Below are 23,759 nucleotides of genomic sequence, written 5' to 3'. Positions count from 1 at the left end.
GGAATCGCCGCGCCGGCGCCTGAATTAAATTCGGTGAACTTAATTTTTTTTCGATATTAGTTTTCGTTAAACATCGCTATTATTGCGAACGCTTATAGTTGCAGCAAGTTGCAGCATCGGTTGCAGCATCATCCAACGGCGGCACTGCGGAGTATCCTCTCCGGGTGCCGTTTTTGTTAATTCAAGAGGCTTCCCACGATGGATACATTTATCCAACAACTTATCAATGGCCTGGTGCTGGGCAGCATGTATGCGCTGATCGCCCTCGGCTACACCATGGTGTACGGCGTCCTGAACCTGATCAACTTCGCCCACGGCGACGTGCTGATGGTGGGCGCCATGGCCGGCCTGACCATCCTGAACCAGCTGAACCAGCATTTCCCCGACATGCCGGGCTATCTGCAGCTGGGCATTGCCATCCTGGGCGCCATCCCTGTCTGCATGGCCGTCAACGTGCTGATCGAGCGCGTGGCCTACCGCCGCCTGCGCAACGCGCCGCGCCTGGCGCCGCTGATCACCGCCATCGGCGTGTCCATCCTGCTGCAAACCTTCGCCATGATGATCTGGGGCCGCAACCCGCTGCCGTTCCCGCAGCTGCTGTCGTCCGACCCCATCATGCTGGGCAATTCCGTCATCACGCAAACCCAGGTGCTGCTGCTGGTGCTGGCCGCCGCCGCCATGTTCGGCTTGGTGATGCTGGTGGAGAAAACCAAGATGGGCCGCGCCATGCGCGCCGTCGCCGAGAACCCGCGCGTGGCCGGCCTGATGGGCGTGGACTCGAACAAGGTCATCGTCGCCACCTTCGCCATCGGCGCGGCGCTGGCGGCCGTGGCCGGCGTCATGTGGGGCGCCAACTATGCCTCGATCCAGTTCGCCATGGGCTTCGTGCCAGGCCTGAAAGCCTTCTCGGCCGCCGTGCTGGGCGGCATTGGCAACATCTACGGCGCCATGATAGGCGGCATCGTGCTGGGCATTATCGAAAGCCTGGGCGCCGGCTACATCGGCGACCTGACCGGCGGCTTCCTCGGCTCCAACTACCAGGACATCTTCGCCTTCGTGGTGCTGATCCTGGTGCTGACTGTGCGTCCGTCCGGCATCATGGGCGAACGCGTGGCCGACCGCGCATAAGAGAGGACTGATATGGCACTGTTGAACTTCGACGTCCAGAAGGACGCGAAAAAAGCCTACACCAGCATGGCCATCGTGCTGGTGCTGATGATTGCGTTCCCCTTCGTGGCCGCGCCCTTCGGCAATTCCTGGGTCCGCATCGTGGACCTGGCGCTGCTCTACATCATGCTGGCCCTGGGCCTGAACATCGTGGTCGGCTTCGCCGGCCTGCTGGACCTGGGCTACATCGCGTTCTACGCGGTGGGCGCCTACATGACCGGCCTGCTGGCCTCGCCGCAGTTCGCCACCCTGCTCGAATCGCTGGTCAACCTGCACCCCGGCATCGGCGAGGCGCTGGTGGCCGTGATGGGCGAAGAAATCCGCACCAACGGCATCCACCTGTCGGTGTGGTTCATCGTGCCGATGGCGGCCGCGCTGGCCGGCCTGTTCGGCGCGCTGCTGGGTGCGCCGACCTTGAAGCTGCGCGGCGACTACCTGGCCATCGTCACGCTGGGCTTCGGCGAGATCATCCGCATCTTCATGAACAACCTGAACGAGCCGATCAACATCACCAACGGCCCGCAGGGCATCAACCTGATCGACCCGATCCGCGTGTTCGGCACCTCGCTGGCCGGCGAGGCCGGTTCGCGCGCCACCGTCTTCATCGGCGGCTACGGCATGCCGTCGGTGAACGCCTACTACTTCCTGTTCCTGTTCCTGACCATCGCCGTGGTGTTCGTCACCAGCCGCCTGCAGCATTCGCGCCTGGGCCGCGCCTGGGTGGCCATCCGCGAAGACGAGATCGCCGCCAAGGCCATGGGCATCAACACCCGCAACGTCAAGCTGCTAGCCTTCACCATGGGCGCCTCCTTCGGCGGCGTGGCGGGCGCCATGTTCGCCTCCTTCCAGGGCTTCGTGTCGCCGGAATCGTTCTCGCTGACCGAGTCCATCGCCGTGCTGGCCATGGTGGTGCTGGGCGGCATCGGCCACATCCCCGGCGTCATCATGGGCGGCGCGCTGCTGGCGGCTCTGCCGGAAGTGCTGCGCCACGTGGTCGAGCCGCTGCAGGAAAAGCTGTTCGGCCACGTCATCATCGAAGCCGAAGTGCTGCGCCAGCTGCTGTACGGCCTGGCCATGGTGCTGATCATGCTGAACCGTCCGGCCGGCCTGTGGCCCGCGCCCAAGCATGAAGACCGTCCCGACGCGGACAGCGACAGTAAAAATCAATCGTCCGGCGTCATGCCAGCTTGAGGTAGAAGATGAGCGAACAAGTCATTTTGAACATCGCCGGCGTCAATAAGCGCTTCGGCGGCTTGCAGGCGCTGACCGATGTCGGCATCAAGATCATGAAGGGCCAGATCTACGGCCTGATCGGCCCCAACGGCGCCGGCAAGACCACCTTCTTCAACGTCATCACCGGCCTGTACCAGCCGGACACCGGCACCTTCGAGCTGGCCGGCAAGCCGTACTCGCCGTCGGCGCCGCATGAAGTGGCGAAAGCCGGCATCGCGCGCACCTTCCAGAACATCCGCCTGTTCGGCGAGATGACCGCGCTGGAGAACGTCATGGTGGGCCGCCACGTGCGCTCGCACCAGGGCGTGTTCGGCGCCGTGTTCCGCCATAAGGCGGCGCGCGAAGAGGAGGCGGGCATCCGCAAGCGCGCGCAGGAGCTGCTGGACTTCGTCGGCATCGGCGCCTTCGCCAACCGCACCTCCAAGTTCCTGTCCTACGGCGACCAGCGCCGCCTGGAAATCGCCCGCGCGCTGGCCACCGACCCGCAGCTGCTGGCGCTGGACGAACCGGCGGCCGGCATGAACGCCACCGAAAAGCTGGCCCTGAAAGAGCTGCTGATCAAGATCAAGGCCGAAGGCAAGACCGTGCTGCTGATCGAGCACGACGTGAAAATGATGATGAGCTTGTGCGACCGCATCACGGTGCTGGAATATGGCAAGCCGATCGCGGAAGGCCTGCCCGCCGAGATCCAAAGCAACAAGGCGGTAATCGACGCCTACCTGGGAGGTTCGCACTGATGAGCGAGAATGTATTAAAAGTCGCCGGCCTGAAGGTCGCGTACGGCGGCATCAAGGCCGTCAAGGGCATCGACCTGGAAGTGAACAAGGGCGAGCTGGTCACGCTGATCGGCGCCAACGGCGCGGGCAAGACCACCACGCTGAAAGCCATCACCGGCACGCTGCCCGACTGCAAGGTTGAAGGCACGGTGTCCTATATGGGCCAGTCGCTCAAGGGCAGCAAGTCCTTCCACCTGGTCGAGCAGAAGCTGGCCATGGTGCCGGAAGGACGCGGCGTGTTCACCCGCATGACCATCACCGAGAACCTGATGATGGGCGCCTACACGCGCGACGACAAGGCCGGCATCGAGGCCGACATCGCCAAGTGGTTCGACATCTTCCCGCGCCTGAAAGAGCGCGCGGCGCAGCTGGCCGGCACCCTGTCCGGCGGCGAGCAGCAGATGCTGGCCATGGCGCGCGCGCTGATGTGCCACCCGACCCTGCTGCTGCTGGACGAGCCGTCGATGGGCCTGTCGCCCATCATGGTCGACAAGATCTTCGAGGTGATCCGTAATGTCTCCAAGGAAGGCATCACCATCCTGCTGGTGGAGCAGAACGCCAAGCTGGCGCTGCAGGCGGCGCACCGCGGCTACGTGATGGACTCCGGCCTCATCACCATGACCGGCAAGGCCAGCGACATGCTGGACGATCCCCGGGTTAAGGCCGCCTACCTAGGCGAATAAGTCCAGGGGGATTTGGCCGACACCGCCCCGCGGTGTCAGCCTCCCCGGGTTAAGGCCGCCTACCTAGGCGAATAAGTCCAGGGGGATTTGGCTGACACCGCCCCGCGGTGTCAGCCTCCCCGGGTCAAAGCCGCCTACCTTGGCGAATAGCAAAATGGGGTCAGGGTTAATTTTGCCGAGATGGAAAACTAATTCTGGCCCCATTATGATTTACACTGGTGGCTCCTGTATACGGAGCCACCCGCATGAGCGTCAAATCCCTGCCTGAACTGGTCACACTGGAACAGCTGATCGAGGACGGCGGGGACTTGCTGAAGGCCAGCGTGGCCTGCATGGTGGCGGCCGACAGCCAGCAGTTCCCGGTCTATCTGCTGACCATGGGCAGCAGCGATCCGGCCGCGCCGGCGCTGGGTTTCTTCGGCGGCATCCACGGCCTGGAGCGCATCGGCACCCAGGTTCTCCTTTCCTTTCTTCAAAGCTTGGTGGCGCGTTCGCGCTGGGACCACGGCCTGCACCACTTGCTGGAGAGCGTGCGTCTGGTGTTCATGCCGCTGGTGAATCCGGGTGGCATGTGGCAGGCCACGCGCTGCAATCCGCAAGGCGTCGACCTGATGCGCAACTCGCCGGTGCAGGCCAGCGAGCGCGTGCCGTTCCTGCTGGGCGGGCAGCGCGCCACGCCGATGCTGCCGTGGTACCGCGGCGCGTTCGGCGCGCCCATGGAGGCCGAGAGCCGCGCCGTGTGCGAGGTGGTGGAGCGCGAGCTGCTGCCGCGCCAGTTCAGCCTGAGCCTGGATTGCCATTCCGGCTTCGGCCTGCGCGACCGCATCTGGTTTCCGCACGCGCACACCCGCACGCCGATCGCGCACTTGCCCGAGATCGCGGCGCTGGAAGAGCTGTTCACCGCCAGCTATCCGCACCACAATTACACCTTCGAGCCGCAGAGCCTGCAATACCGCACCCATGGCGATCTGTGGGACCACCTGTATCTGAGGTTCGAGCGCGGCGGGGGCGGCAGCGAGGCCGAGGGGCATGACCGGGTGTTCCTGCCGCTCACGCTGGAGATGGGCTCGTGGCTGTGGGTGAAGAAAAATCCGCGCCAGCTGTTTTCGCGCCTGGGCGCCTTCAACCCCACCGCCGCGCACCGCCTGCAGCGCGTGCTGCGCAGCCACCTGGTGTGGTTCGAGTTCCTGATGCGGGCGGCCAATGCGCACGCGCGCTGGCTGCCGGACGCGCCGGAGCGGCTGCATCAGCGCAAGCGCGCGCTGGCGCGCTGGTATGGACTGGGAGCGTCCGCATGAGCTGGGTCTTTTTGCGCGGGCTGATGCGCGAGAGCCGGCACTGGGGCGAGTTCCCGGAGCAGTTCCGCGCCGCATTGCCGCAGGCGGACATCGTCACGCCGGACCTGCCGGGCAATGGCGCCAACTTTCGCCTGCCCAGCCCGCTGTCGGTGCAGGGCATGGTGGACGCCTGCCGCGCCGACCTGCGCGCGCGCGGCAAGCAGGGACCGTACAGCCTGCTGGCGCTGTCGCTGGGGGCGATGGTGGCGGTGCAGTGGCAGGCCAGCTATCCGGACGAGGTGGCGCGCTGCGTGCTGCTCAACACCAGCATGCGGCCGTTCAGCCGCTTTTACCAGCGCCTGCGGTGGCAGAACTATCCGGCCATCGTGCGGCAGCTGGTGCTGGGCGGGGCGCGGCGCCAGGAGCAGCTGGCGCTCAGGCTCACCAGCGCGGTCCACGGCGGCGACACGCGCGACAGCGAACTGCTCAAGCGCTGGGTGGATTATCGCAACGAGTTTCCCGTGTCGCGCCTGAACGCGCTGCGGCAGCTGGCGGCGGCGGCGCGCTTCCATGCGCCGCAGCGCAAGGGCGGCGGGGCGCCGCTGCTGGTGCTGGCGGGCGCGCGCGACGGCCTGGTCGATCCGCTGTGCTCGCAACGCCTGGCGCAGGCGTGGGATGCGGAGTTCCGGCTGCACCCGGAAGCAGGGCACGACCTGCCGCTGGACGACGGCCCGTGGGTGGCGCAGCAGGTGGCGCAGTGGCTGGGAGCGGGCAGCGCCGAGGGGCAGGGACGAAAAAAAGCCCCGGACTAGCCGGGGCTGATGAAGGACATCCGCCAGAGAGGACACCACGGATGCCGAGGAGACCTAAGCGGAGCCGGTCCCAGGGGAGACCGGCGCTTCACTTATTACTTCTTTGCAGCTGGGGCAACCTTGGAAGCGGCGGCGGCGAACTGGTTCACGGCGGCGTTCAGGTTGGTTTCGATAGCCTCGCCAGCTTGCTTGGCGGACTTGGTGAACTGCTCGTAGCCGGCGCTGGCATTGCCCAGGGTCGATTTCAGCAGGGCGATCGCGTTTTCCGAACCGGCAGGCGCGTTCTTGCTCACTTCGTCAACCAGCGAGATCACTTTGCGGTTGGTTTCGGCGATTTGCGTTTCAGCGGCGCGGCTGAATTCAGCCTGGGTGCCGGAAGCGATGGCTGCCAGGTGACGGCCGTAGGCGATGGTTTTTTCTGCGTTTGGCTGAACTTGGGCAGCAGCCAGCGAGAAGAATTCTTGTGGATCCTTAGCCGACAGCAGCTGCTTGGCGGCAACCGAGGACTCTTCCAGCGATGCCTTGGCAGCGGTCAGGTTCAGGTCGACCAGCTTTTCCACGCCTTCGAAGGCTTTGGCGGTCAGCGACGAGAAGATGGCGAATTGGCTCTCAAAGTTGGCTTTGGTCGCATTGGAAAATTGCTCAGGGATAGAAAACATGTAAATCTCCAGTCTTGAAGTGATTTAATCGATTAAGCGTTAGATGCTGCTGAAAGCTACCTGCAGTAAAACGATGACGCGATTCTTTCAGGCCGAACAACAAATTGTGCAACGCAACAAACCCGATTTTACGGACTTAAATATTTAAGTCAAGCGATTTTTGTGCGTTGCACAAAGGAACCCACTCCGCCCCGTTTGCCCTGTATTGCCGGGCGGAACGGCAAAATTGATATGGATCAACTTTGCTGCAGTTGCAGCAGGAAAGCGGGCCGCCGGGGATGCCAAATTCGGGCTCGTGTTAGACTCTATATCTTTCGTGCAACATCCACTGGCTGGCTGGGCGCGTCCGATACTTTTGGTAGCCAATATGCCCAAATCCGCTTCTTTCCTGTCACCCATCCCGCTGTTTTTCGTGTTCCTGTGGAGCACAGGCTTCATCGTCGCCAAGTTCGGCCTGCCGTACGCGCCGCCGCTGATGTTCCTGCTGCTGCGTTTCCTCGGCGTGCTGGCCATTTTGCTGCCGCTGGTGCTGCTGATGCGCGCGCCCTGGCCGCATGGCAAGATCAAGGAAGTGGCGCTGGCCGGGCTGCTGATGCAGGCAGGCTACCTGGCCGGCGTGTGGTGCGCCATCAAGCTCGGCATGCCGGCCGGGCTGACCGCGCTGATCGTCGGCATGCAGCCCATCCTCACCGCCATGGCGGCGCCGCTGATCGGCGAGACGGTGCGTCCGCGCCAGTGGCTGGGCCTGGTATTCGGCCTGGGCGGCGTGGCGCTGGTGGTGTACGCCAAGATCACGCTGGTGGGCCTGTCGTGGCAAGCGATCGCGCTGTGCCTGTTCGCGCTGCTGTCGATCACCGCCGGCACCATGTACCAGCGGCGCTATTGCCCGCAGTTTGATTTGCGCACCGGCACCATCATTCAGTTCGCGGCATCGTTTGTGGCCGTTTTGCCATTTGCGCTGTATTTTGAAAGCTTTACTGACATACAATGGACTGTGCGCTTCGTCGGCGCGCTGGCCTGGTCCGTGCTGGCGTTGTCGATCGGCGCGATTTTCCTGCTGTTCGCGCTGATACGCCGCAGCGACGCCACCCAGGTCACCAGCCTGCTGTACCTGACGCCGCCCACCACCGCCGTCATGGCCTGGCTGATGTTCGGCGAAGCGTTCAGCCTGCTGGGCGTGGCCGGCATGGCGCTGGCGGTGCTGGGCGTAGTATTTGTAGTGAAGCAACCGAAATAAGTCCTAGGAAGCGAGCCTCATGATCACCACTCCAGACCAGCAGGCGGTGGATGCCGCCATCACTTCGCGCCGCTCGATCCGCGCCTTCCTGCCCACGCCGCTGCCGCGCGAGGACATCGAGCAGCTGCTGCAAGTGGCTGCGCGCGCGCCGTCCGGCACCAATACCCAGCCGTGGAAGGTGTACGTGCTCACCGGCGAGAAAAAACAGCTCTTGTCCGAGCGCATTTTGGCCGCACATACTGATCCAGAGCAGGCCAAATTACATACCGAGGAATACGCCTATTACCCGCGCGAGTGGGTGTCGCCATATGTGGACCGGCGCCGCAAGGTGGGCTGGGACTTGTACGCGCTGCTGGGCCTGACCCGCGAGAACAAGGCCGGCATGGCGGCCCAGCACGGCCGCAACTACGCCTTCTTCGACGCCCCGGTGGGACTGATGTTTACGATAGACCGCATCATGGAGCAGGGGTCGTGGCTGGACTACGGCATGTTCCTGCAGAACATCATGGTGGCGGCGCGCGGGCGCGGGCTGGACACTTGCCCGCAGGCGGCGTTCACGCAGTATCACAAGATTATCCGCGAAGTGCTGGAATTGCCCGATAATGAAATGGTCGTGTGCGGCATGTCGCTGGGCTATGCGGACCCCGCCCGGGTTGAGAATACTTTGATAACCGAACGCGCGCCGGCTGCCAGTTTTGTTAAATTTGTAGAGTGAACAAGCTGTGGTTTTACGGTGCAATGCGGGATGGAATTCGCTTGCGCCCCTGCGGGGTTTTGCTACACTGCAACAAGAATAGTCTCACTGCATTGGGGAACTGAAATGGTTAAATTTACCTTGGGCGCGATACTCGCCTTGCTGTGCGTCTCGCTGCCTGCTTCGGCGGTCCATGCGGGAGAGAGCGCGCGCAAGCCCGCAGTGAAGAAAAACAAGGCCATGCCGCGCCGCCAGACCATGGTGCTGCGGGCGGTGGCTTCCGTGCCGCGCGAGCGCACCGTGCGCCGCGTGATGGTGGTGAACGGCAAGCGCAAGATCGTGTACCAGCGCGTCACCAACGTGGGCGAGGGCCTGGCGCGGCCGACCATGGGCGACCTGGCCGGGCTGCACCTGACGCGCGATCCGCTCGACCTGAAATCGAACGTGGCCTTCGTGCTGGACCAGGCCAACTCGGAAATCCTGTTTGAGAAGAACGCCGGCGTGGCGCTGCCGATTGCCTCCATCACCAAGATGATGACCGGCCTGGTGGTGGTGGAAGCCAACCAGGACATGAACGAGATCCTCACCGTCACCGAGGAGGATGTCGACCACGCCAAATTCAGCAGCTCGCGCCTGCGCGTGGGCTCGCAGCTGACGCGCGCCAACATGCTGCATATCGCGCTGATGAGTTCGGAGAACCGCGCCGCATCCGCGCTGGGCCGCCACTATCCGGGCGGCTTGCCGGCCTTTGTGGACGCGATGAACGCCAAGGCGCAGGCGCTGGGCATGACGGACACCCATTATGTCGATTCCAGCGGCTTGTCGAAAATGAACGTGGCCAGCGCGCGCGACCTGGCCAAGCTGGCCATGGCGGCCTACCAGCATCCGGTGCTGCGCGAGTATTCCACCGACGCGAAAGCGGTGGTGGAAGCGAATGGCCGGCCGATGCAGTTCGGCACCACCAACCGCCTGATCGCCACGCCGGGCTGGGAAATCGGCCTGCAGAAAACCGGTTTCATCAATGAAGCGGGCCGCTGCATGCTGATGCAGGCGGTGATCCAGGGCCGCGCCGTGATCATGGTGCTGCTGGACGCCAAGGGTTCCGCCGCGCGTGCCGCCGACGCCGGCCGCATGCGCAAATGGCTGGAAGCGCTGAAGCCGGCCGGTTTGTCGACCGATGTGCTGGGCGGTGGCAGCGGCGGCGCCATTAGCGGTGGCACCATCGGCGCCACCATCGGCGGCAGTAGTGGCGGTGTCGTCAGCGGCGGCATGAGCCCCGCTGTGGCCGCCGACGCGAACGGCGGCGCCGCGCCGGTTTATTCGGCCGGCATGTAACCCAGGGTGGCGGAAATCTGGTTGGCGGTCGTCACCAGGTCTTCCAGCCATTCTTCCTGCAGGCGGTCGGCCGGCGCCGAGATCGACAGGCCGGCGATCAGCTTGCCGCTGTCGTCCCGGATGCCTGCCGCCATGCAGCGCACGCCCAGTTCCAATTCCTCATTGTCGCGCGCATAGCCGCGCGCCCGCACCAGGCTCAGCTCGCGCTCCAGCTTGGCCAGATCCGTGATGGAATTCTTGTTGTGCCCGGCCAGCCCGGTGCGCGTGGCATAGGCGCGGATGGCTTTCGGCTCGTCCACCGACAGGAACAGCTTGCCGGTCGAGGTCAGGTGCAGCGGGCCGCGGCCGCCGATGGCGCGCACCACCTGCATGCCGGAGCGCTCCGAGAAGGCGCGGTCGATATAGACGATTTCGTCGCCCTGGCGCACCGACAGGTTGATGGTCTGCTGGGTTTTCTTGTGCAGCGAGCGCATGAACTCCAGCGCCGCCTCGCGCACGGACAGGCGGCTCTTCACCACATTGCCCAGCTCCAGCAAGCGCATGCCGAGGCGGTAGGTGCCCGGTTCGATGCGGTCGACGAAGCGCGTGAGCACCATGTCGTTCAAAATGCGGTGCGCGGTGGACGGGTGCAGCCCGGAAACCTTGGACAGTTCTTTCAAGCTCACCGGGTCGGGGTACTTGGCCAGCGCGTCGAGCAGGGCCACCATGCGTTCGATCACTTGGATGGTGGTTTTTTGCTCCGGGACGGATTCGATTTTCATGATGTGGTTGGTGCAGTGCAGTATCTAGTCTCTACTTTATACCATGATGTGAAAAAAATGGGAATTCCGGCGCGCATTTCCTCTATGGCGAGGGCATAATGACGCAGCGTATCAATCCTGGACAGGCATATGGAACAACCAGTTAGCGAATTCAAAAGCAAAAGCGGCATCAAACGGATCTTCTCGGCACTGTTGTATTCCTTCGACGGCCTGAAGACGGCGTGGCGCCATGAGCACGCTTTCCGGCAGGAGCTGATGCTGTTCGCGGCCGGCGCTGTGGTGGCACTGCTGCTGCCGGTGTCGGCTTTCCAGAAGCTGGCGCTGGTGGCACCGCTGGTGCTGATGCTGATCGTCGAGCTGATCAATTCGGCGATCGAAGCGGTGGTGGACCGCATCTCGCTGGAGCGCCATCCGCTGTCGAAGAACGCCAAGGACCTCGGCAGCGCCGCCGTGCTGCTGGCCGGCCTGCTGGCCGCGCTGACCTGGAGCGTGGTGCTGGTGCAGCGCTTCTGGTAAGTCCATATGCAATCCAAGCATATGAAATCTCAAATTACTTCGTTCTCAAATATATAGCGCGGCGATAACCTACAGCTTCTGAGGTCCTAACTACAACGGGGTATCCTGATGCTGTCCAAAAAAATTATCGCTGCAACTGTTTTCGCTGCAACCGCCGCCGCAACCGCCTTCGCTCCGGCCATCGCTGCCGAATTCAGCCTGCTGAACGTTTCCTACGACCCGACCCGCGAGCTGTACGCGGACGTTAACGCCGCCTTCGCCAAGGACTACAAGGCCAAGACCGGCGACACCATCAAAATCAAACAATCGCACGGCGGCTCCGGCAAGCAGGGCCGCGCCGTCATCGACGGCCTGGAAGCGGACGTGGTGACCCTGGCGCTGGCCTACGACATTGACGCCATCGCCGAGCGCAGCCTGCTGAACAAGGACTGGCAGAAGCGCCTGGGCCACAACAGCACCCCGTACAGCTCCACCATCGTGTTCCTGGTGCGCAAGGGCAACCCGAAAGGCATCAAGGACTGGAACGACCTGGTGAAGCCGGGCGTGGCCGTCATCACGCCGAATCCGAAAACCTCGGGCGGCGCGCGCTGGAACCACCTGGCGGCCTACGGCTACGCGCTGCGCCAGCAGGGCGGCAGCGACGCCACCGCCAAGGAATTCCTGAAGAAACTGTACAAGAACGTGCCGGTGCTCGATTCCGGCGCGCGCGGCGCCACCACCACCTTCGTCGAGCGCGGCATCGGCGATGTGCTGATCGCGTGGGAAAACGAAGCCCTGCTGGCGATCAAGGAGCTGGGACCGAACAAGGTCGAGATCGTGGCGCCGTCGGTCAGCATCCTGGCCGAGCCGCCGGTGGCCGTGGTCGACAAGGTGGTCGACAAGCGCGGCACCCGCAAAGTGGCGGAAGCCTACCTGAACTTCCTGTACACCGACGAAGCGCAGGAACTGATCGCCAAGAACTACTACCGTCCAAGCGTGGAGAAGGAAGCGAAGAAATACGCGGCCCAGTTCCCCAACGTGAAGCTGTTCACGCTGGCCCAGGTGGCGGGCGACTGGAGCAACGCGCAGAAGGTGCACTTCGCCGACGGCGGCGTGTTCGACCAGATCTACGCCCCGGGCAGCAAGTAATTCGCCGGTGAGCCCAGGAGCGCGGCGATGGCTGGCTTGTTGTCGAAGTTTCGCGTGCTGGTCGCTCCCGGACTGCACGGCAGCGGGCCGGAGCACTGGCAGAGCCGCTGGCAGCGCCTGTATCCGTCCTTCGAACGGGTGGAGCAGGACCACTGGGACCAGCCGGACCTGGCGGTGTGGTCGGCGCGTGTCAGCCGGGTGCGGCAGCAGGACCGCCGGCCCACGCTGATCGTGGCGCACAGCTTCGGCACGCTGGCCACGGTGCACAGCCTGGCGCGCGATCCGGAGCGGGTGGCGGGCGTGCTGCTGGTGGCGCCGGCCGACCCGGACAAGTTCGGCGTGGCCGCGCAACTGCCCAGGGAGCGCCTGCCGTGCCCGTCCATCCTGCTGGCCAGCAGCAACGATCCCTGGATGACGGCGGAGCATGCCGCGCTGTGGGCGCAGCGCTGGGGCAGCGAATTCATCAATCTCGGCGCGCTGGGGCACATCAACGCCGAGTCCGGGTTGGGCGACTGGCTGCAAGGCCAACGCTACTTGCAAAATTTGGCGGAACAGGCGCACAATGAACAGATCGTCAATGTTTTCTAGCCAACCACACCGAACAAGGAGATCTTTATGACACTACGTTTGGGCGACACCGCCCCCGATTTCGAGCAGCAATCCTCCATCGGCCCGATCAAGTTCCACGAATGGGCGGGCAACTCCTGGGTGGTGCTGTTCTCGCACCCGGCCGACTTCACCCCGGTGTGCACCACCGAACTGGGCCTGACCGCCAAGCTGAAGCCTGAGTTCGACAAGCGCAACGTGAAAGCCATCGCGCTGTCGGTCGACCCGGTGGAATCGCACGCCGCCTGGATCAAGGACATCGAAGAGACGCAGAAAACCGTGGTGGGCTTCCCCATCATCGCCGACGCCGACAAGAAGGTCGCCAACCTGTACGACATGATCCACCCCGAGCAGTCCGCCACGGCCACCGTGCGCACGCTGTTCGTGATCGACCCGAACAAGAAGATCCGCCTGTCCATCACCTACCCGATGAGCACCGGCCGCAACTTCGACGAAGTGCTGCGCGTGATCGACGCCCTGCAGCTGACCGACGGCTACACCGTGGCCACGCCCGGCAACTGGAAAGACGGCGACGACGTCATCATCCCGCTGACCGTGCAAGACCCGGACGTGCTGAAGCAGAAGTATCCGAAAGGCTTCAAGGCCGAGCGCCCTTACCTGCGCGTTACGCCTCAGCCGAACAAGTAATTCATCGAACTGATGGCTCCGCCGTCATTCGGCGCATAAGCAAATAGTATTTTCGTTGTTTGCATTCACGGCAAGTCTGTATACCCTTGCGTTTCTTAAGGGGAATCTATGGACTTGTCGTTTGTTGCATCGGGTTTTGGCGTCGGCCTGCTGGTCGGCATGACTGGCGTGGGCGGCGGTTCGCTGATGACGCCCATCCTGACCCTGCTATTCGGCGTTTCCCCTTCCGTGGCCGTGGGCACCGACCTGGCCTTTGCGGCCGTGACCAAGACCGCCGGCACCTTCACGCACCGCCTGCGCAACACCGTGCGCTGGGACATCGTGCGCCTGCTGTGCCTGGGCGCCGTGCCTGCCGCCGTGGCGGCCGCCATTGCCCTCAAGCAGTTCGGCTCGCTCGACAAGGAAATCGGCCAGATCATCCGCTATTCCATCGCCGGCTCGGTCCTGCTGACCGTGGTCGCCATCCTGTTCCGCAGCAAGATGCTGGCCTGGATCAACGCCCACCCCGAACGCCAGCTGCACGGCCGCGCACTGGACAGCGCCACCGTGGCGTCGGGCGCCGTGCTGGGCGTGCTGGTCACCATTTCCTCCATCGGCGCCGGCGCCATCGGCGCCACCTTGCTGGTGATGCTGTATCCGCGCCTGAGCGCGGCCGAAGTGGCGGGCACCGACATCGCCTACGCCGTGCCGCTGACGGCGGTGGCCGCCTTCGGCCACTGGTGGCTGGGCTCGATCGACTGGATGCTGCTGCTGACCCTGCTGGTCGGCTCGGTGCCGGGCATTACCATCGGCTCCTGGTTCGCGCGCGCCGTGCCCGAGCGCGTGCTGCGCGGCCTGCTGGCCGCCACGCTGACGGCGGTCGCGGCCAAGCTGCTGGCCTGAGCCGGGCCGATAGCACACTGCCAAAACCACATCTAAGCAAATGACAATTGCGTCGTTTGCTTCATAACTCCTCTATGCGATTATCCGGGCCTAAACTCGGAATTGTAATAAGAGGAGTATTCATGTCTGCAGTCGCCATACCGGCAGCACCGCCGGTGACCTTCCAGCCCCGCAGCGCCCCATTCAGGGTGATGCCGGGCTTTAAGCTGTCGCTGGGCTTCACCATCTTCTACCTGTCGCTGATCGTGCTGATCCCGCTGTCGGCGGTGTTCCTGAAAACCTTCACCATGACGTGGGACCAGTTCTGGAACGCGGTCACCTCCGAACGCGTGATGGCCTCGTACCGGCTGACCTTCGGCGCCTCGCTGATCGGCGCCTTCATCAACGCCATCTTCGGCTTCATCGTGGCCTGGGTGCTGGTGCGCTACCAGTTCCCCGGCAAGCGCATCGTGGACGCGCTGGTGGACCTGCCGTTCGCGCTGCCCACCGCCGTGGCCGGCATCACGCTGACGGCGCTGTATTCGTCCAACGGCTGGTTCGGCACCTTCCTGGAAGGCACGCTGGGCCTGAAGGTGGCCTTCACGCCGCTGGGCGTGGTGGTGGCGCTGACCTTTATCGGCTTGCCCTTCGTGGTGCGCACCGTGCAGCCCGTGCTGGAGGACGCCGAGCGCGAGCTGGAAGAGGCCGCCGCCAGCCTGGGCGCCAGCGCCCTGCAGACCTTCGTGCGCGTGGTGTTCCCCACCGTGCTGCCGTCGCTGATGACCGGCTTCGCGCTGGCCTTCGCGCGCGCCACCGGCGAATACGGCTCGGTCATCTTCATCGCCGGCAATATGCCCATGGTGTCGGAGATTACGCCGCTGTTCATCATCACCAAGCTGGAGCAGTACGACTACGCGGGCGCCACCGCGATCGCCGTCGTCATGCTGCTGATCTCCTTCGTGCTGCTGCTGTCCATCAACCTGCTGCAAGCCTGGGCTCGCGGAAAGTCGGGGAAATAAGATGAGCGCTCCAATTCCATCCGTGCCACGCCGTGGCGAACTGGCCTCGGCGCCGAACATCCTGGAACCGCTGTGGGTGCGCGGCATCCTGATCGCCGTCGCGCTGACGTTCTTGACGCTGTTCCTGTTCGTGCCGCTGGTGGCCGTGTTCGCCGAAGCGCTGAAAAAGGGCTGGGACGTGTACGCCTCCGCCATCGTCGAGGACGACGCGATCTCCGCCATCAAGCTGACCCTGATTACGGCCGCCATCGCCGTGCCGCTGAACCTGGTGTTCGGCGTGGCCGCTTCCTGGTGCATCGCCAAGTTCGAGTTCCGCGGCAAGAGCTTTTTGCTGACGCTGATCGACCTGCCGTTCTCGGTGTCGCCGGTGATCTCGGGCCTGATCTACGTGCTGCTGTTCGGCGCGCAGGGTTGGTTCGGCCCCTGGCTGGCCGAGCACGACATCAAGATCCTGTTCGCGGTGCCGGGTATCGTGCTGGCCACCATCTTCGTCACCTTCCCCTTCGTGGCGCGCGAGCTGATCCCGCTGATGCAGGCCCAGGGCAGCGAGGAAGAGGAGGCCGCCATCGTGCTGGGCGCGTCGGGCTGGCAGACCTTCTTCCGCGTGACCCTGCCCAACATCAAGTGGGGGCTGCTGTACGGCGTCATCCTGTGCAACGCGCGCGCCATGGGCGAGTTCGGCGCGGTGTCGGTGGTGTCCGGCCACATCCGCGGCGAGACCAACACGGTGCCGCTGCAGGTGGAGATCCTCTACAACGAATACAACTTCGCGGCCGCGTTCGCGGTGGCCTCGCTGCTGGCACTGCTGGCGCTGGTCACCCTGGCCCTGAAATCCTTTATTGCCTGGCGTCTGCATGAAGACTATGCCGGCGTGAACAACGAACATTAAGCGGAGTACAAGCCATGACGATCGCAGTCAAAAACATCAACAAGCGTTTCGGCGACTTCACCGCCCTGAACAATGTGTCGCTGGACTTTCCCACCGGGGAACTGACCGCGCTGCTGGGCCCGTCCGGCTGCGGCAAGACCACGCTGCTGCGCTGCATCGCCGGCCTGGAGCACCCGGATTCGGGCCAGGTCCTGCTGGACGGCAAGGACGCGTCCGACCGCCACGTGCGCGAGCGCCAGGTGGGCTTCGTGTTCCAGCACTACGCGCTGTTCAAGCACATGACGGTGTTCGAGAACGTGGCCTTCGGCCTGCGCGTGAAGTCGCGCGCCGAGCGCCCGTCCGAAGCGCAGATCAAGAAGAAGGTCATGGACCTGCTGGGCCTGGTGCAGCTGGACTGGCTGGCCGACCGCTATCCGCCGCAGCTGTCCGGCGGCCAACGCCAGCGCATCGCCCTGGCGCGCGCGCTGGCGGTGGAGCCGCGCGTGCTGCTGCTGGACGAGCCGTTCGGCGCGCTGGACGCGAAAGTGCGCAAGGAACTGCGCCGCTGGCTGCGCCGCCTGCACGACGAGCTGCACGTGACCAGCATCTTCGTCACCCACGACCAGGAGGAAGCGCTGGAAGTGGCGGACCAGGTGGTGCTGATGAACAAGGGTAACGTCGAGCAGATCGGCGCGCCGGACCAGGTCTACAACCATCCCGCTTCGCCGTTCGTGTACGGCTTCCTGGGCAATGTGAACATGTTCCACGGCCGCGTGCACGAAGGCGTGATCACCACCGGCGGCGTGGCGCTGGACCTGCCGTCGCACGGCGAAACGCAGGACAGCAAGGGCATCGCCTACGTGCGTCCGCACGAGCTGGACGTGGACCGCTACGCGCCGGGCGCGGAAGGCATCATCGTCAAGCTGCGCCGCGCGCACGCCATCGGCCCGCTGGCCCAGCTGGACCTGGAGCGCGCCGACAACGCCGAGATGATCGAGGCGGTGATACCGAACGAGCGCTACAGCCAGCTCGGCCTGAAAGAGGGCGAGACCCTGGTGGTGCGTCCCAAGCGCCTGCATGTATTCGTCGATGAAGGAACCGCCATATGAACTTCCAGCAACTGCGTTCCATACGCGAAGCGGCGCGCCGCAACTACAACCTGACCGAAGTGGCCAATGCGCTGTTCACCTCGCAGCCCGGCGTGAGCCGCCAGATCCGCGAGCTGGAAGACGAGCTGGGCGTGGTCATCTTCGAGCGCAACGGCAAGCGCCTGACCGGCCTGACCGACCCCGGCAAGGGCATCCTGAAGATCATCGACCGCCTGCTGGTGGAGGCCGAGAACCTGCAGCAGGCCAGCCTGGAATACACCGGCCAGAACAGCGGCACGCTGACCATCGCCGCCACCCACACGCAGGCGCGCTACGCGCTGCCCAAAGTGGTGCAGAGCTTCCGCGCGGCCTTCCCGGACGTGCGCATCGCCCTGCAGCAAAGCTCGCCCGAGCACATCGCGGAATGGGTGTTGTCGGGCAAGGCCGACATCGGCATCGCCACCGAGGGCCTGAGCCAGTTCCCGGACCTGGTGTCCTTCCCGTGCTACCGCTGGAGCCACTTGATCGTGGTGCCGGACAACCACCCGCTGCTGGCGCGCACCAACATCCGCCTGGAAGACCTGGCCGAGTTCCCGCTGATTACCTACGACGTGGGCTTCACCGGCCGCGGCCACCTGGACGACGCCTTTGCGCGCGCCGGCGTGCGCCCGGACATCGTGCTCACGGCCATGGATTCGGACGTCATCAAGCAGTACGTGTCGCTGGGGCTGGGCGTGGGCATCGTGGCCTCGATGGCCTTCGACCACGGGCGCGACAAGGGCCTGCGCGCGGTGGAAGCGTCGCACCTGTTCGCGGCCAACACCACGCGCCTGGCGGTGCGGCGCGGCGCCTATCTGCGCACCTACGCGCAGGAGTTCATCTTGCAATTCGCGCCCGAGCTGCGCCGCAGCGATATCGAAGTAGCCCTTGCCGGCGCTGAGGCGGCGTAAAGACGCACTTTGTTGCGGCGGAAAAACAGGGCAACTATTTTTCCGCCAGTCATTGCTATTTAGCCATATACTGAAACTCACTGTCAGCCGTATTGCACCGATTTTTGAAACATTGTTTTAAACTTCAGGGAGCGTCAAATGGGGATCGGTAACTGGAAGATAGGCACGCGCCTGGCCGGCGGACTGGGGCTGTCGCTGGTGTTCATGGTGGGCATGTCGGTGGTGGGCATCGGCAACCTCGGCAAGCTCAACGACGGCACCGACGACCTGGCGGCCGACAAGGTGCCCAAGGTGATCGAAGCCTACGAGGCGGTGGGCGGCGTCAACGACATCGCGCGCGCCATGCGCAACGCCATGCTGTCCACCGACCCGGAAACCGTGCGCAAGGAACTCAAGCGCGTGGAAGACCGGAAGGTTGAAATCGCCGGCCGCCTCGACAAACTCTCCAAGCTCATCTCGGACGACACGGATGCCGAAAGCAAGGCCAGACTGAAGGCCGTGCTCGAGGCGCGCGAACGCTACGAAGTGGTGCAGACGGCCTTCGTCGCCAAGTCGGCCGACGCGGCCAAGCGCGACGAGAACGTGGTCTACCTGCTGACCACGGTGCGCAAGGAACAGACCGCCTATCTCAATTCCCTGACCGAGCTGGTCAAGTATCAAACCGAAGCAGTGGCCAGGGCCAGCACGGAGGCCAAGGCCGCCTATGTGAGCGCGCGCAACATGATGATCGCGCTGACGGTGATTGCGGCCGCGCTGGCCGCTGCCGTGGTGTACTGGATCACGCGCAGCATCACGCATCCGCTGAACCGCGCGGTGGGCGTGGCCGAGGCGGTGGCCAGCGGCGACCTGACCCAGCGCATCGAGTGCGACACGGCCGACGAAACCGGCCAGCTGCTGCGCGCGCTGAAGAACATGAACGAGAGCCTGGCGCGCACCGTGGGCCGGGTGCGCTCAGGGTCGGACACCATCTCCACCGCGTCGAGCGAGATCGCCAGCGGTAACCTGGATTTGTCTTCGCGCACCGAGCAGCAGGCCTCCAGCCTGGAGGAAACCGCGTCCTCGATGGAGGAGCTGACGTCGACCGTGACGCAGAACGCCGAGAACGCTCGGCAGGCCACCACGCTGGTGGTGTCGGCTTCCGAGTTCGCCACCAAGGGCGGCAAGGTGGTGGGCGAAGTGGTGATCACCATGGGCGCCATCAAGGAGAGCTCGAACAAGATCGTGGACATTATCGGCGTGATCGACGGCATCGCGTTCCAGACCAATATCCTGGCCTTGAACGCGGCGGTGGAAGCGGCGCGCGCGGGCGAGCAGGGCCGGGGCTTTGCGGTGGTGGCGTCCGAAGTGCGCAACCTGGCGCAGCGTTCGGCGGCGGCGGCCAAGGAGATCAAGGCGCTGATCGGCGAGTCGGTGGAAACGGTGGATGCGGGCGCGCGGCTGGTGGACGAGGCGGGCGCGACGATGGACGGCATTGTCAAGGCCGTGCGGCAGGTGGCCGACATCATGACCGAGATCAGCGCGGCCAGCCAGGAACAGAGCTCCGGCATCGCGCAGGTGAACCAGGCCATCGTGTCGATCGACGACGTGACGCAGCAGAACGCGGCGCTGGTGGAAGAGGCGGCGGCGGCCGCGCAGTCGATGCGCGACCAGGCCGAGATGCTGGCCGAGGCGGTCAGCGTGTTCCGGCTGGCGGAGCAGCAGTACCAGGCGCACGCGGTGCAGTCCGCGCCGCGCAAGGTGGCACGGGCCGCGCTGCCCAAGCCGGCCGCCAAGGCGGCCCCGCGCACCGCCAGCACCGCCGGCGAGGATTGGGAAGAGTTCTAGCCGGCGCCTGGCGGCTTACCAGCTATAGCCGGCCTTCGCGTAGTAGTAGCGCCCATTGAAGCCATTGGGCGCAAAGCCGCTATACGGGTTGATGCCGTTGTTGTTCAGGTTGTTCAGCGACGTCACCTGGTCCGGATACTTGTCCGTCACATTGTCGATGCCCGCGCTCAGCCTCCAGTTCTTGCCCAGCTTGACGCTGCCCGACACGTCCAGCACCCACTGCGGGCTGTACACCTGGTCCTGCGCGGCCACGTTCTGCGGCACCGTGAAGCTGCCGTAGCGCGTGACCAGGCCGCGCGCGGTCCAGATGCCGGCCGTGTAGTCGGCCGCCAAACTCAGCTTGTCCTTCGGCGAGCCCACCGTGGCGCGGTTCACCGTCTGGCGGTCGATCAGCAGCAGCTTGTTCGCCGTCAGCACCGCCGGATTGGCGGCCACGCGCACCACCTCGTTCTTGTTGTGGTTGTAGGCCAGCGTGAAGTCCACGCGGTCGCGGTTGGCCAGGTCGACGCGGTAGGTGCTCACCAGGTCCACGCCCTTGGTGCGCGTGTCCACTGCGTTGGTGAAGTAGCGCGCGGCGCCCACCGGTGCGCCTTGCGCCGCCAGCGCGGCTTTCAGCGCGTCCGGCAGGATCAGGTTGGCCGAGAACAGGATGCGGTCGTCGATGTCGATGCGGTACACGTCCACCGTGGTGCTGAAGTTGCGGAACGGCTGCAGCTGCAGGCCCAGGCTCAGGTTCTTCGCCTTTTCCGGCTTGAGTGGCTGCGAACCCAGGGCCAGCGCGGCTGCGCTGTTGACCGCGAAGGTGCCGGTTTCAATCGGCGTGTTCACGCCGTTGATGATGGAGAAGTTGGTGGTGGTGATGGTGTAGAACTGCTGCGCCAGCGACGGGGCGCGGAAGCCGGTGGAAGCGGTGCCGCGCAGCGAGACCGCGTCGCTGAAGGCGTAGCGCGCCGAGGCCTTGGCCGAGGTGGTGGTGCCGAAGTCGCTGTAGTTCTCGTGGCGTGCCGCCAGCGCGCCGGAGAACTGCCTGGTGAACGGCGCCTCCAGGTTCACATAGATGGACTTGTTGTTGCGGCTGTTCTTGCCCGCGTTGACGGGGCGGAAGCCGCTGAAGCCCTGCGAGCCGCTGCCGCTGTAGGACGCCGCGTCGCCCGCTTCGATCTCGTAGCTTTCGCGGCGCGCTTCCACGCCGGTGGCCAGCGTCAGCGGGCCGTCCAGGCCCGGCACGGCGAACTCGCGCGCCAGGTCGAAGTTGAACACGGACTGGGTGTTGGTCAGCTTGCCGAGGTGGAAGCTGGTCGGGCTCTTTTCCCTCAAGTCCTGGTTCACCGTGTTGTGGATGTTCAGGTCGAAACGGTTGCTGCCGTAATCCAGGCTGGCGTCCCAGCGCCATGCGCCGGCCGCGCCGCGCAGGCCGGCCGTCAGCGACTCGTCGATGGAGGTGCTGTCCTGCAGCGGCAGGAAGCCTTCCGGGAACAGGGGGCTGCGCTGCGCGGTGCCGTTCAGCGCGGTGCGCCAGGTGGCGGCGGCCTCGGTCTTGCGCTGGCCGAAATTGCCGAAGGCGTAGAAGTCGGTGTCGTCGTTCACGCGCAGCTGGCTGTTGAAGAACAGGTTGCGCGGCTTGGTGTCCGGGTCGCCGTAGCGCTGGTTCACCTTGCCGTAGCGCGGCTCGGCCTTGTTGCGCAGGTCGGGACCGGCGCGGTTGGTCGGGTCGCGGTCGGCCGCTTCGGCCGCCAGGCGCAGCCAGTTGCCGTTGCCCAGGTCGAAACCGGCCGAGGCCTTCAGCGTCACGCTCTGGCCGTCGCCTTCCTGGTACTCGCCGTAGCCGATTTCCGCTTCGCCGCCCTTGGCGCCTTTTTTCAGGATGATGTTGATGACGCCGGCGATCGCGTCCGAGCCATACTGGGCGGCGGCGCCGTCGCGCAGCACTTCAATGCGGTCGATGGCGGCGATGGGGATGGCGTTCAGGTCCACCGGCGCGGAGCCGCGTCCCAAGGTGCCGTTCACGTTGACCACGGCCGAGGCGTGGCGGCGCTTGCCGTTCACCAGCACCAGAACCTGGTCCGGCGACAGGCCACGCAGCTGCGCGGGGCGCACGGCGTCGCTGGCGTCGGCGCCGGACGGGCGCGGGAAGTTCACCGACGGCAGCACGCGGCCCAGCACCGTGGCCAGTTCCGTCGAACCGGATGCCTGCAGTTCGCGCGCGCCGATGATGTCGACCGGCGATTCTGAGTCGGTGATGCGGCGGTTCTTGGCGTAGGTGCCGGTCACCAGCACGGACTGCAGCTCGGGCTCGGCCGCGCTGGCGGTGCCTGGCGAAGTCTGCGCCGCGGCGGGCATGCCGAGCGAGGCGGCCAGGCTGAAGGCCAGCGCTGCGCGGCCGGGATGCGGGTGGGAATGGCGGAAACTCATGGCTGACTCTCTTGCTTGTAGAAAGCCGAGAGCTTAACCATGAGTTGTTAAAGAAGGAACGAATGCTTATTGCTAAGCTTATGTTCCTCCAACATATGAACCGATTGGCAGCGTTACTGGCAGCGTTACTGGCAGCGTTACTGGCCGGGATTCGGCAGCCGCGCGTGGATCGCGTCGATCTGCTCCGCCAGGCCGGGCGGCAGCACGGTGCCCAGCGCGTCGATGTTTTCCTTCAGCTGCGCCAGCGTGGTGGCGCCGATGATGGTGGAGGCCACGAACCAGCGCGTGTAGCACCACGCCAGCGCCATCTGCGCCGGCGTCATGCCGTTGGCGCGCGCCAGCGCGGCGTATTGCGCCACCGCTTCCAGCACGGCCGGGCGCAGGTAGCGCGGGCTCCAGCTGGGCGGGAAGATGGTCAGGCGGCCATGCGCTTTCGGGTTGTCCAGGTACTTGGCGCTCAACTGGCCGAAGGCCAGCGGGCTGTAGGCAAGCAGGCTGACCTGCTCGCGGTAGCAGGTCTCGTTGAGCAGGCTGGTTTCGTAGTGGCGAGCCGTGAGGTTGTACAGGTTCTGGATGGTGGCGATGCGCGGCAGGCCTTTCATCTCGGCCTGCTTCACGAACTCGCTCACGCCCCAGCACGATTCGTTGGACACGCCGATGTGGCGGATCTTGCCTTCCTGCTGCAGTTCGCCCAGCACGGCCAGCGTGTCCTCGATCGCCACGCAGGCGCGCTCGTTGGCCGGATCGAACACCGACGCGCCGAAGATCGGCACGTTGCGGCTGGGCCAGTGCAATTGGTACAAATCGATATAGTCGGTTTGCAGGCGCTGCAGGCTGGTGTCGACGGCGGCGCGGATGTTGGCCGCGTCCAGGTTGTTGCGGCCGCCGCGCACCCAGTGCATGTTCGGGTTCGGACCGGCCACCTTGGTGGCCAGCACCACGCCGGCGCGCTTGCCGCTTTTCTTCAGCCAGCTGCCGATATGGCGCTCGGTCGAGCCTTGCGTTTCGGCGCGCGGCATCACCGGGTACATCTCGGCGGTGTCGATGAAGTTGATGCCGCGCTCGAGCGCGTAATCGAGCTGGCTGTGCGCGTCGGCTTCGGTGTTCTGTTCGCCGAAGGTCATGGTGCCGAGGCAGATCTTGCTGACCTTGACATCGGTGGCGCCCAAGGTGGTGTATTCCATGCGTGCTCCTTATGTGCGGCC

The 23,759-nt window shown here is 64.8% G+C and carries 23 protein-coding genes; 19 read left to right on the top strand and 4 right to left on the bottom strand.

Annotated elements, in window-relative coordinates:
* The first annotated feature begins 198 nt into the window (after positions 1-198).
* The 6 genes from AC56DV_RS02200 (at position 199) to AC56DV_RS02175 (ending at position 5,948) form a co-directional block, all read left to right on the top strand.
* On the top strand, positions 199-1,128 hold the full coding sequence (locus tag AC56DV_RS02200; RefSeq protein ID WP_496312666.1) for a branched-chain amino acid ABC transporter permease: 930 nt from the start codon (positions 199-201) through the stop codon (positions 1,126-1,128).
* A 12-nt stretch (positions 1,129-1,140) separates the two neighbouring features.
* Positions 1,141-2,358, top strand: a complete 1,218-nt coding sequence (locus AC56DV_RS02195; protein ID WP_496312665.1) for an ABC transporter permease subunit — start codon at positions 1,141-1,143, stop codon at positions 2,356-2,358.
* Between the two features lie 8 nt (positions 2,359-2,366).
* A complete protein-coding gene (locus tag AC56DV_RS02190; RefSeq protein ID WP_107872840.1) occupies positions 2,367-3,137 on the top strand; it encodes an ABC transporter ATP-binding protein in 771 nt (256 codons plus the stop codon).
* A complete protein-coding gene (locus AC56DV_RS02185; protein ID WP_496312664.1) occupies positions 3,137-3,859 on the top strand; it encodes an ABC transporter ATP-binding protein in 723 nt (240 codons plus the stop codon). The genes AC56DV_RS02190 and AC56DV_RS02185 overlap by 1 nt, the downstream gene beginning before the upstream one ends.
* Before the next feature lie 245 nt (positions 3,860-4,104).
* Positions 4,105-5,157 (top strand): M14 family zinc carboxypeptidase, encoded by a 1,053-nt coding sequence (locus tag AC56DV_RS02180; RefSeq protein ID WP_496312663.1) that lies wholly within the window; start codon positions 4,105-4,107, stop codon positions 5,155-5,157.
* The gene (locus AC56DV_RS02175) at positions 5,154-5,948 is read left to right on the top strand and encodes an alpha/beta fold hydrolase (RefSeq protein WP_496312662.1); all 795 of its coding nucleotides are present in this window, start codon (positions 5,154-5,156) and stop codon (positions 5,946-5,948) included. Before AC56DV_RS02180 ends, AC56DV_RS02175 begins: the two co-directional genes overlap by 4 nt.
* Positions 5,949-6,043: 95 nt before the next feature.
* Here the strand turns inward: AC56DV_RS02175 and AC56DV_RS02170 are convergent, their stop codons facing one another.
* Positions 6,044-6,607: a phasin family protein gene (locus AC56DV_RS02170; RefSeq protein WP_496312661.1), complete on the bottom strand. Its 564-nt coding sequence runs from the start codon at positions 6,605-6,607 to the stop codon at positions 6,044-6,046.
* A gap of 367 nt (positions 6,608-6,974) precedes the next feature.
* Here AC56DV_RS02170 and AC56DV_RS02165 point away from each other — a divergent pair, with 367 nt between their 5' ends.
* The 3 genes from AC56DV_RS02165 to AC56DV_RS02155 all read left to right on the top strand — a co-directional run bounded on the left by AC56DV_RS02165 (position 6,975) and on the right by AC56DV_RS02155 (position 9,873).
* The gene (locus AC56DV_RS02165) at positions 6,975-7,844 is read left to right on the top strand and encodes a DMT family transporter (protein ID WP_496312660.1); all 870 of its coding nucleotides are present in this window, start codon (positions 6,975-6,977) and stop codon (positions 7,842-7,844) included.
* Between the two features lie 19 nt (positions 7,845-7,863).
* On the top strand, positions 7,864-8,559 hold the full coding sequence (locus AC56DV_RS02160) for a nitroreductase (RefSeq protein WP_496312659.1): 696 nt from the start codon (positions 7,864-7,866) through the stop codon (positions 8,557-8,559).
* A 105-nt stretch (positions 8,560-8,664) separates the two neighbouring features.
* On the top strand, positions 8,665-9,873 hold the full coding sequence (locus AC56DV_RS02155; protein WP_496312658.1) for a serine hydrolase: 1,209 nt from the start codon (positions 8,665-8,667) through the stop codon (positions 9,871-9,873).
* Here AC56DV_RS02155 and AC56DV_RS02150 read toward each other — a convergent pair.
* The gene (locus tag AC56DV_RS02150; RefSeq protein ID WP_496312657.1) at positions 9,855-10,634 is read right to left on the bottom strand and encodes an IclR family transcriptional regulator; all 780 of its coding nucleotides are present in this window, start codon (positions 10,632-10,634) and stop codon (positions 9,855-9,857) included. The two genes, AC56DV_RS02155 and AC56DV_RS02150, sit on opposite strands and share 19 nt — an antisense overlap.
* 129 nt (positions 10,635-10,763) lie before the next feature.
* On the opposite strand from AC56DV_RS02150, the gene AC56DV_RS02145 reads away from it, so the two are divergent.
* From AC56DV_RS02145 to AC56DV_RS02100, 10 genes are all read left to right on the top strand, one after another.
* Positions 10,764-11,150 (top strand): diacylglycerol kinase, encoded by a 387-nt coding sequence (locus AC56DV_RS02145; protein WP_496312656.1) that lies wholly within the window; start codon positions 10,764-10,766, stop codon positions 11,148-11,150.
* Positions 11,151-11,258: 108 nt separating this feature from the next.
* A complete protein-coding gene (locus tag AC56DV_RS02140; RefSeq protein WP_496312655.1) occupies positions 11,259-12,278 on the top strand; it encodes a sulfate ABC transporter substrate-binding protein in 1,020 nt (339 codons plus the stop codon).
* A 27-nt stretch (positions 12,279-12,305) separates the two neighbouring features.
* A complete protein-coding gene (locus AC56DV_RS02135; RefSeq protein WP_496312654.1) occupies positions 12,306-12,866 on the top strand; it encodes an RBBP9/YdeN family alpha/beta hydrolase in 561 nt (186 codons plus the stop codon).
* Between the two features lie 27 nt (positions 12,867-12,893).
* Positions 12,894-13,532 carry a peroxiredoxin gene (locus AC56DV_RS02130; protein WP_496312653.1) on the top strand — a complete coding sequence of 213 codons (639 nt, stop codon included), beginning with the start codon at positions 12,894-12,896 and terminating at the stop codon, positions 13,530-13,532.
* A 108-nt stretch (positions 13,533-13,640) separates the two neighbouring features.
* The gene (locus AC56DV_RS02125) at positions 13,641-14,414 is read left to right on the top strand and encodes a sulfite exporter TauE/SafE family protein (RefSeq protein WP_496312652.1); all 774 of its coding nucleotides are present in this window, start codon (positions 13,641-13,643) and stop codon (positions 14,412-14,414) included.
* 191 nt (positions 14,415-14,605) lie between these two features.
* Positions 14,606-15,412 carry a sulfate ABC transporter permease subunit CysT gene (gene cysT / locus AC56DV_RS02120; protein ID WP_496312953.1) on the top strand — a complete coding sequence of 269 codons (807 nt, stop codon included), beginning with the start codon at positions 14,606-14,608 and terminating at the stop codon, positions 15,410-15,412.
* A gap of 1 nt (position 15,413) precedes the next feature.
* Positions 15,414-16,301, top strand: coding sequence for a sulfate ABC transporter permease subunit CysW (cysW, locus tag AC56DV_RS02115; protein ID WP_496312651.1), 888 nt, complete (start codon positions 15,414-15,416; stop codon positions 16,299-16,301).
* A 14-nt stretch (positions 16,302-16,315) separates the two neighbouring features.
* On the top strand, positions 16,316-17,389 hold the full coding sequence (locus AC56DV_RS02110) for a sulfate/molybdate ABC transporter ATP-binding protein (RefSeq protein WP_496312650.1): 1,074 nt from the start codon (positions 16,316-16,318) through the stop codon (positions 17,387-17,389).
* A complete protein-coding gene (locus AC56DV_RS02105; protein WP_496312649.1) occupies positions 17,386-18,318 on the top strand; it encodes a CysB family HTH-type transcriptional regulator in 933 nt (310 codons plus the stop codon). Before AC56DV_RS02110 ends, AC56DV_RS02105 begins: the two co-directional genes overlap by 4 nt.
* Positions 18,319-18,456: 138 nt before the next feature.
* Positions 18,457-20,142 (top strand): methyl-accepting chemotaxis protein, encoded by a 1,686-nt coding sequence (locus AC56DV_RS02100; protein WP_496312648.1) that lies wholly within the window; start codon positions 18,457-18,459, stop codon positions 20,140-20,142.
* A 15-nt stretch (positions 20,143-20,157) separates the two neighbouring features.
* Here AC56DV_RS02100 and AC56DV_RS02095 read toward each other — a convergent pair whose 3' ends face one another.
* Both AC56DV_RS02095 and AC56DV_RS02090 read right to left on the bottom strand, forming a co-directional pair.
* Complete coding sequence (locus AC56DV_RS02095) at positions 20,158-22,554, bottom strand: TonB-dependent receptor plug domain-containing protein (protein WP_496312647.1); 2,397 nt, start codon at positions 22,552-22,554, stop codon at positions 20,158-20,160.
* Between the two features lie 137 nt (positions 22,555-22,691).
* A complete protein-coding gene (locus AC56DV_RS02090; RefSeq protein WP_496312646.1) occupies positions 22,692-23,738 on the bottom strand; it encodes an aldo/keto reductase in 1,047 nt (348 codons plus the stop codon).
* Positions 23,739-23,759: the final 21 nt, after the last annotated feature.

Source organism: Massilia sp. BGA-UO-ETr-WB1 (assembly GCF_059567845.1).
This window is presented reverse-complemented; position numbering and strand designations above follow the sequence as displayed.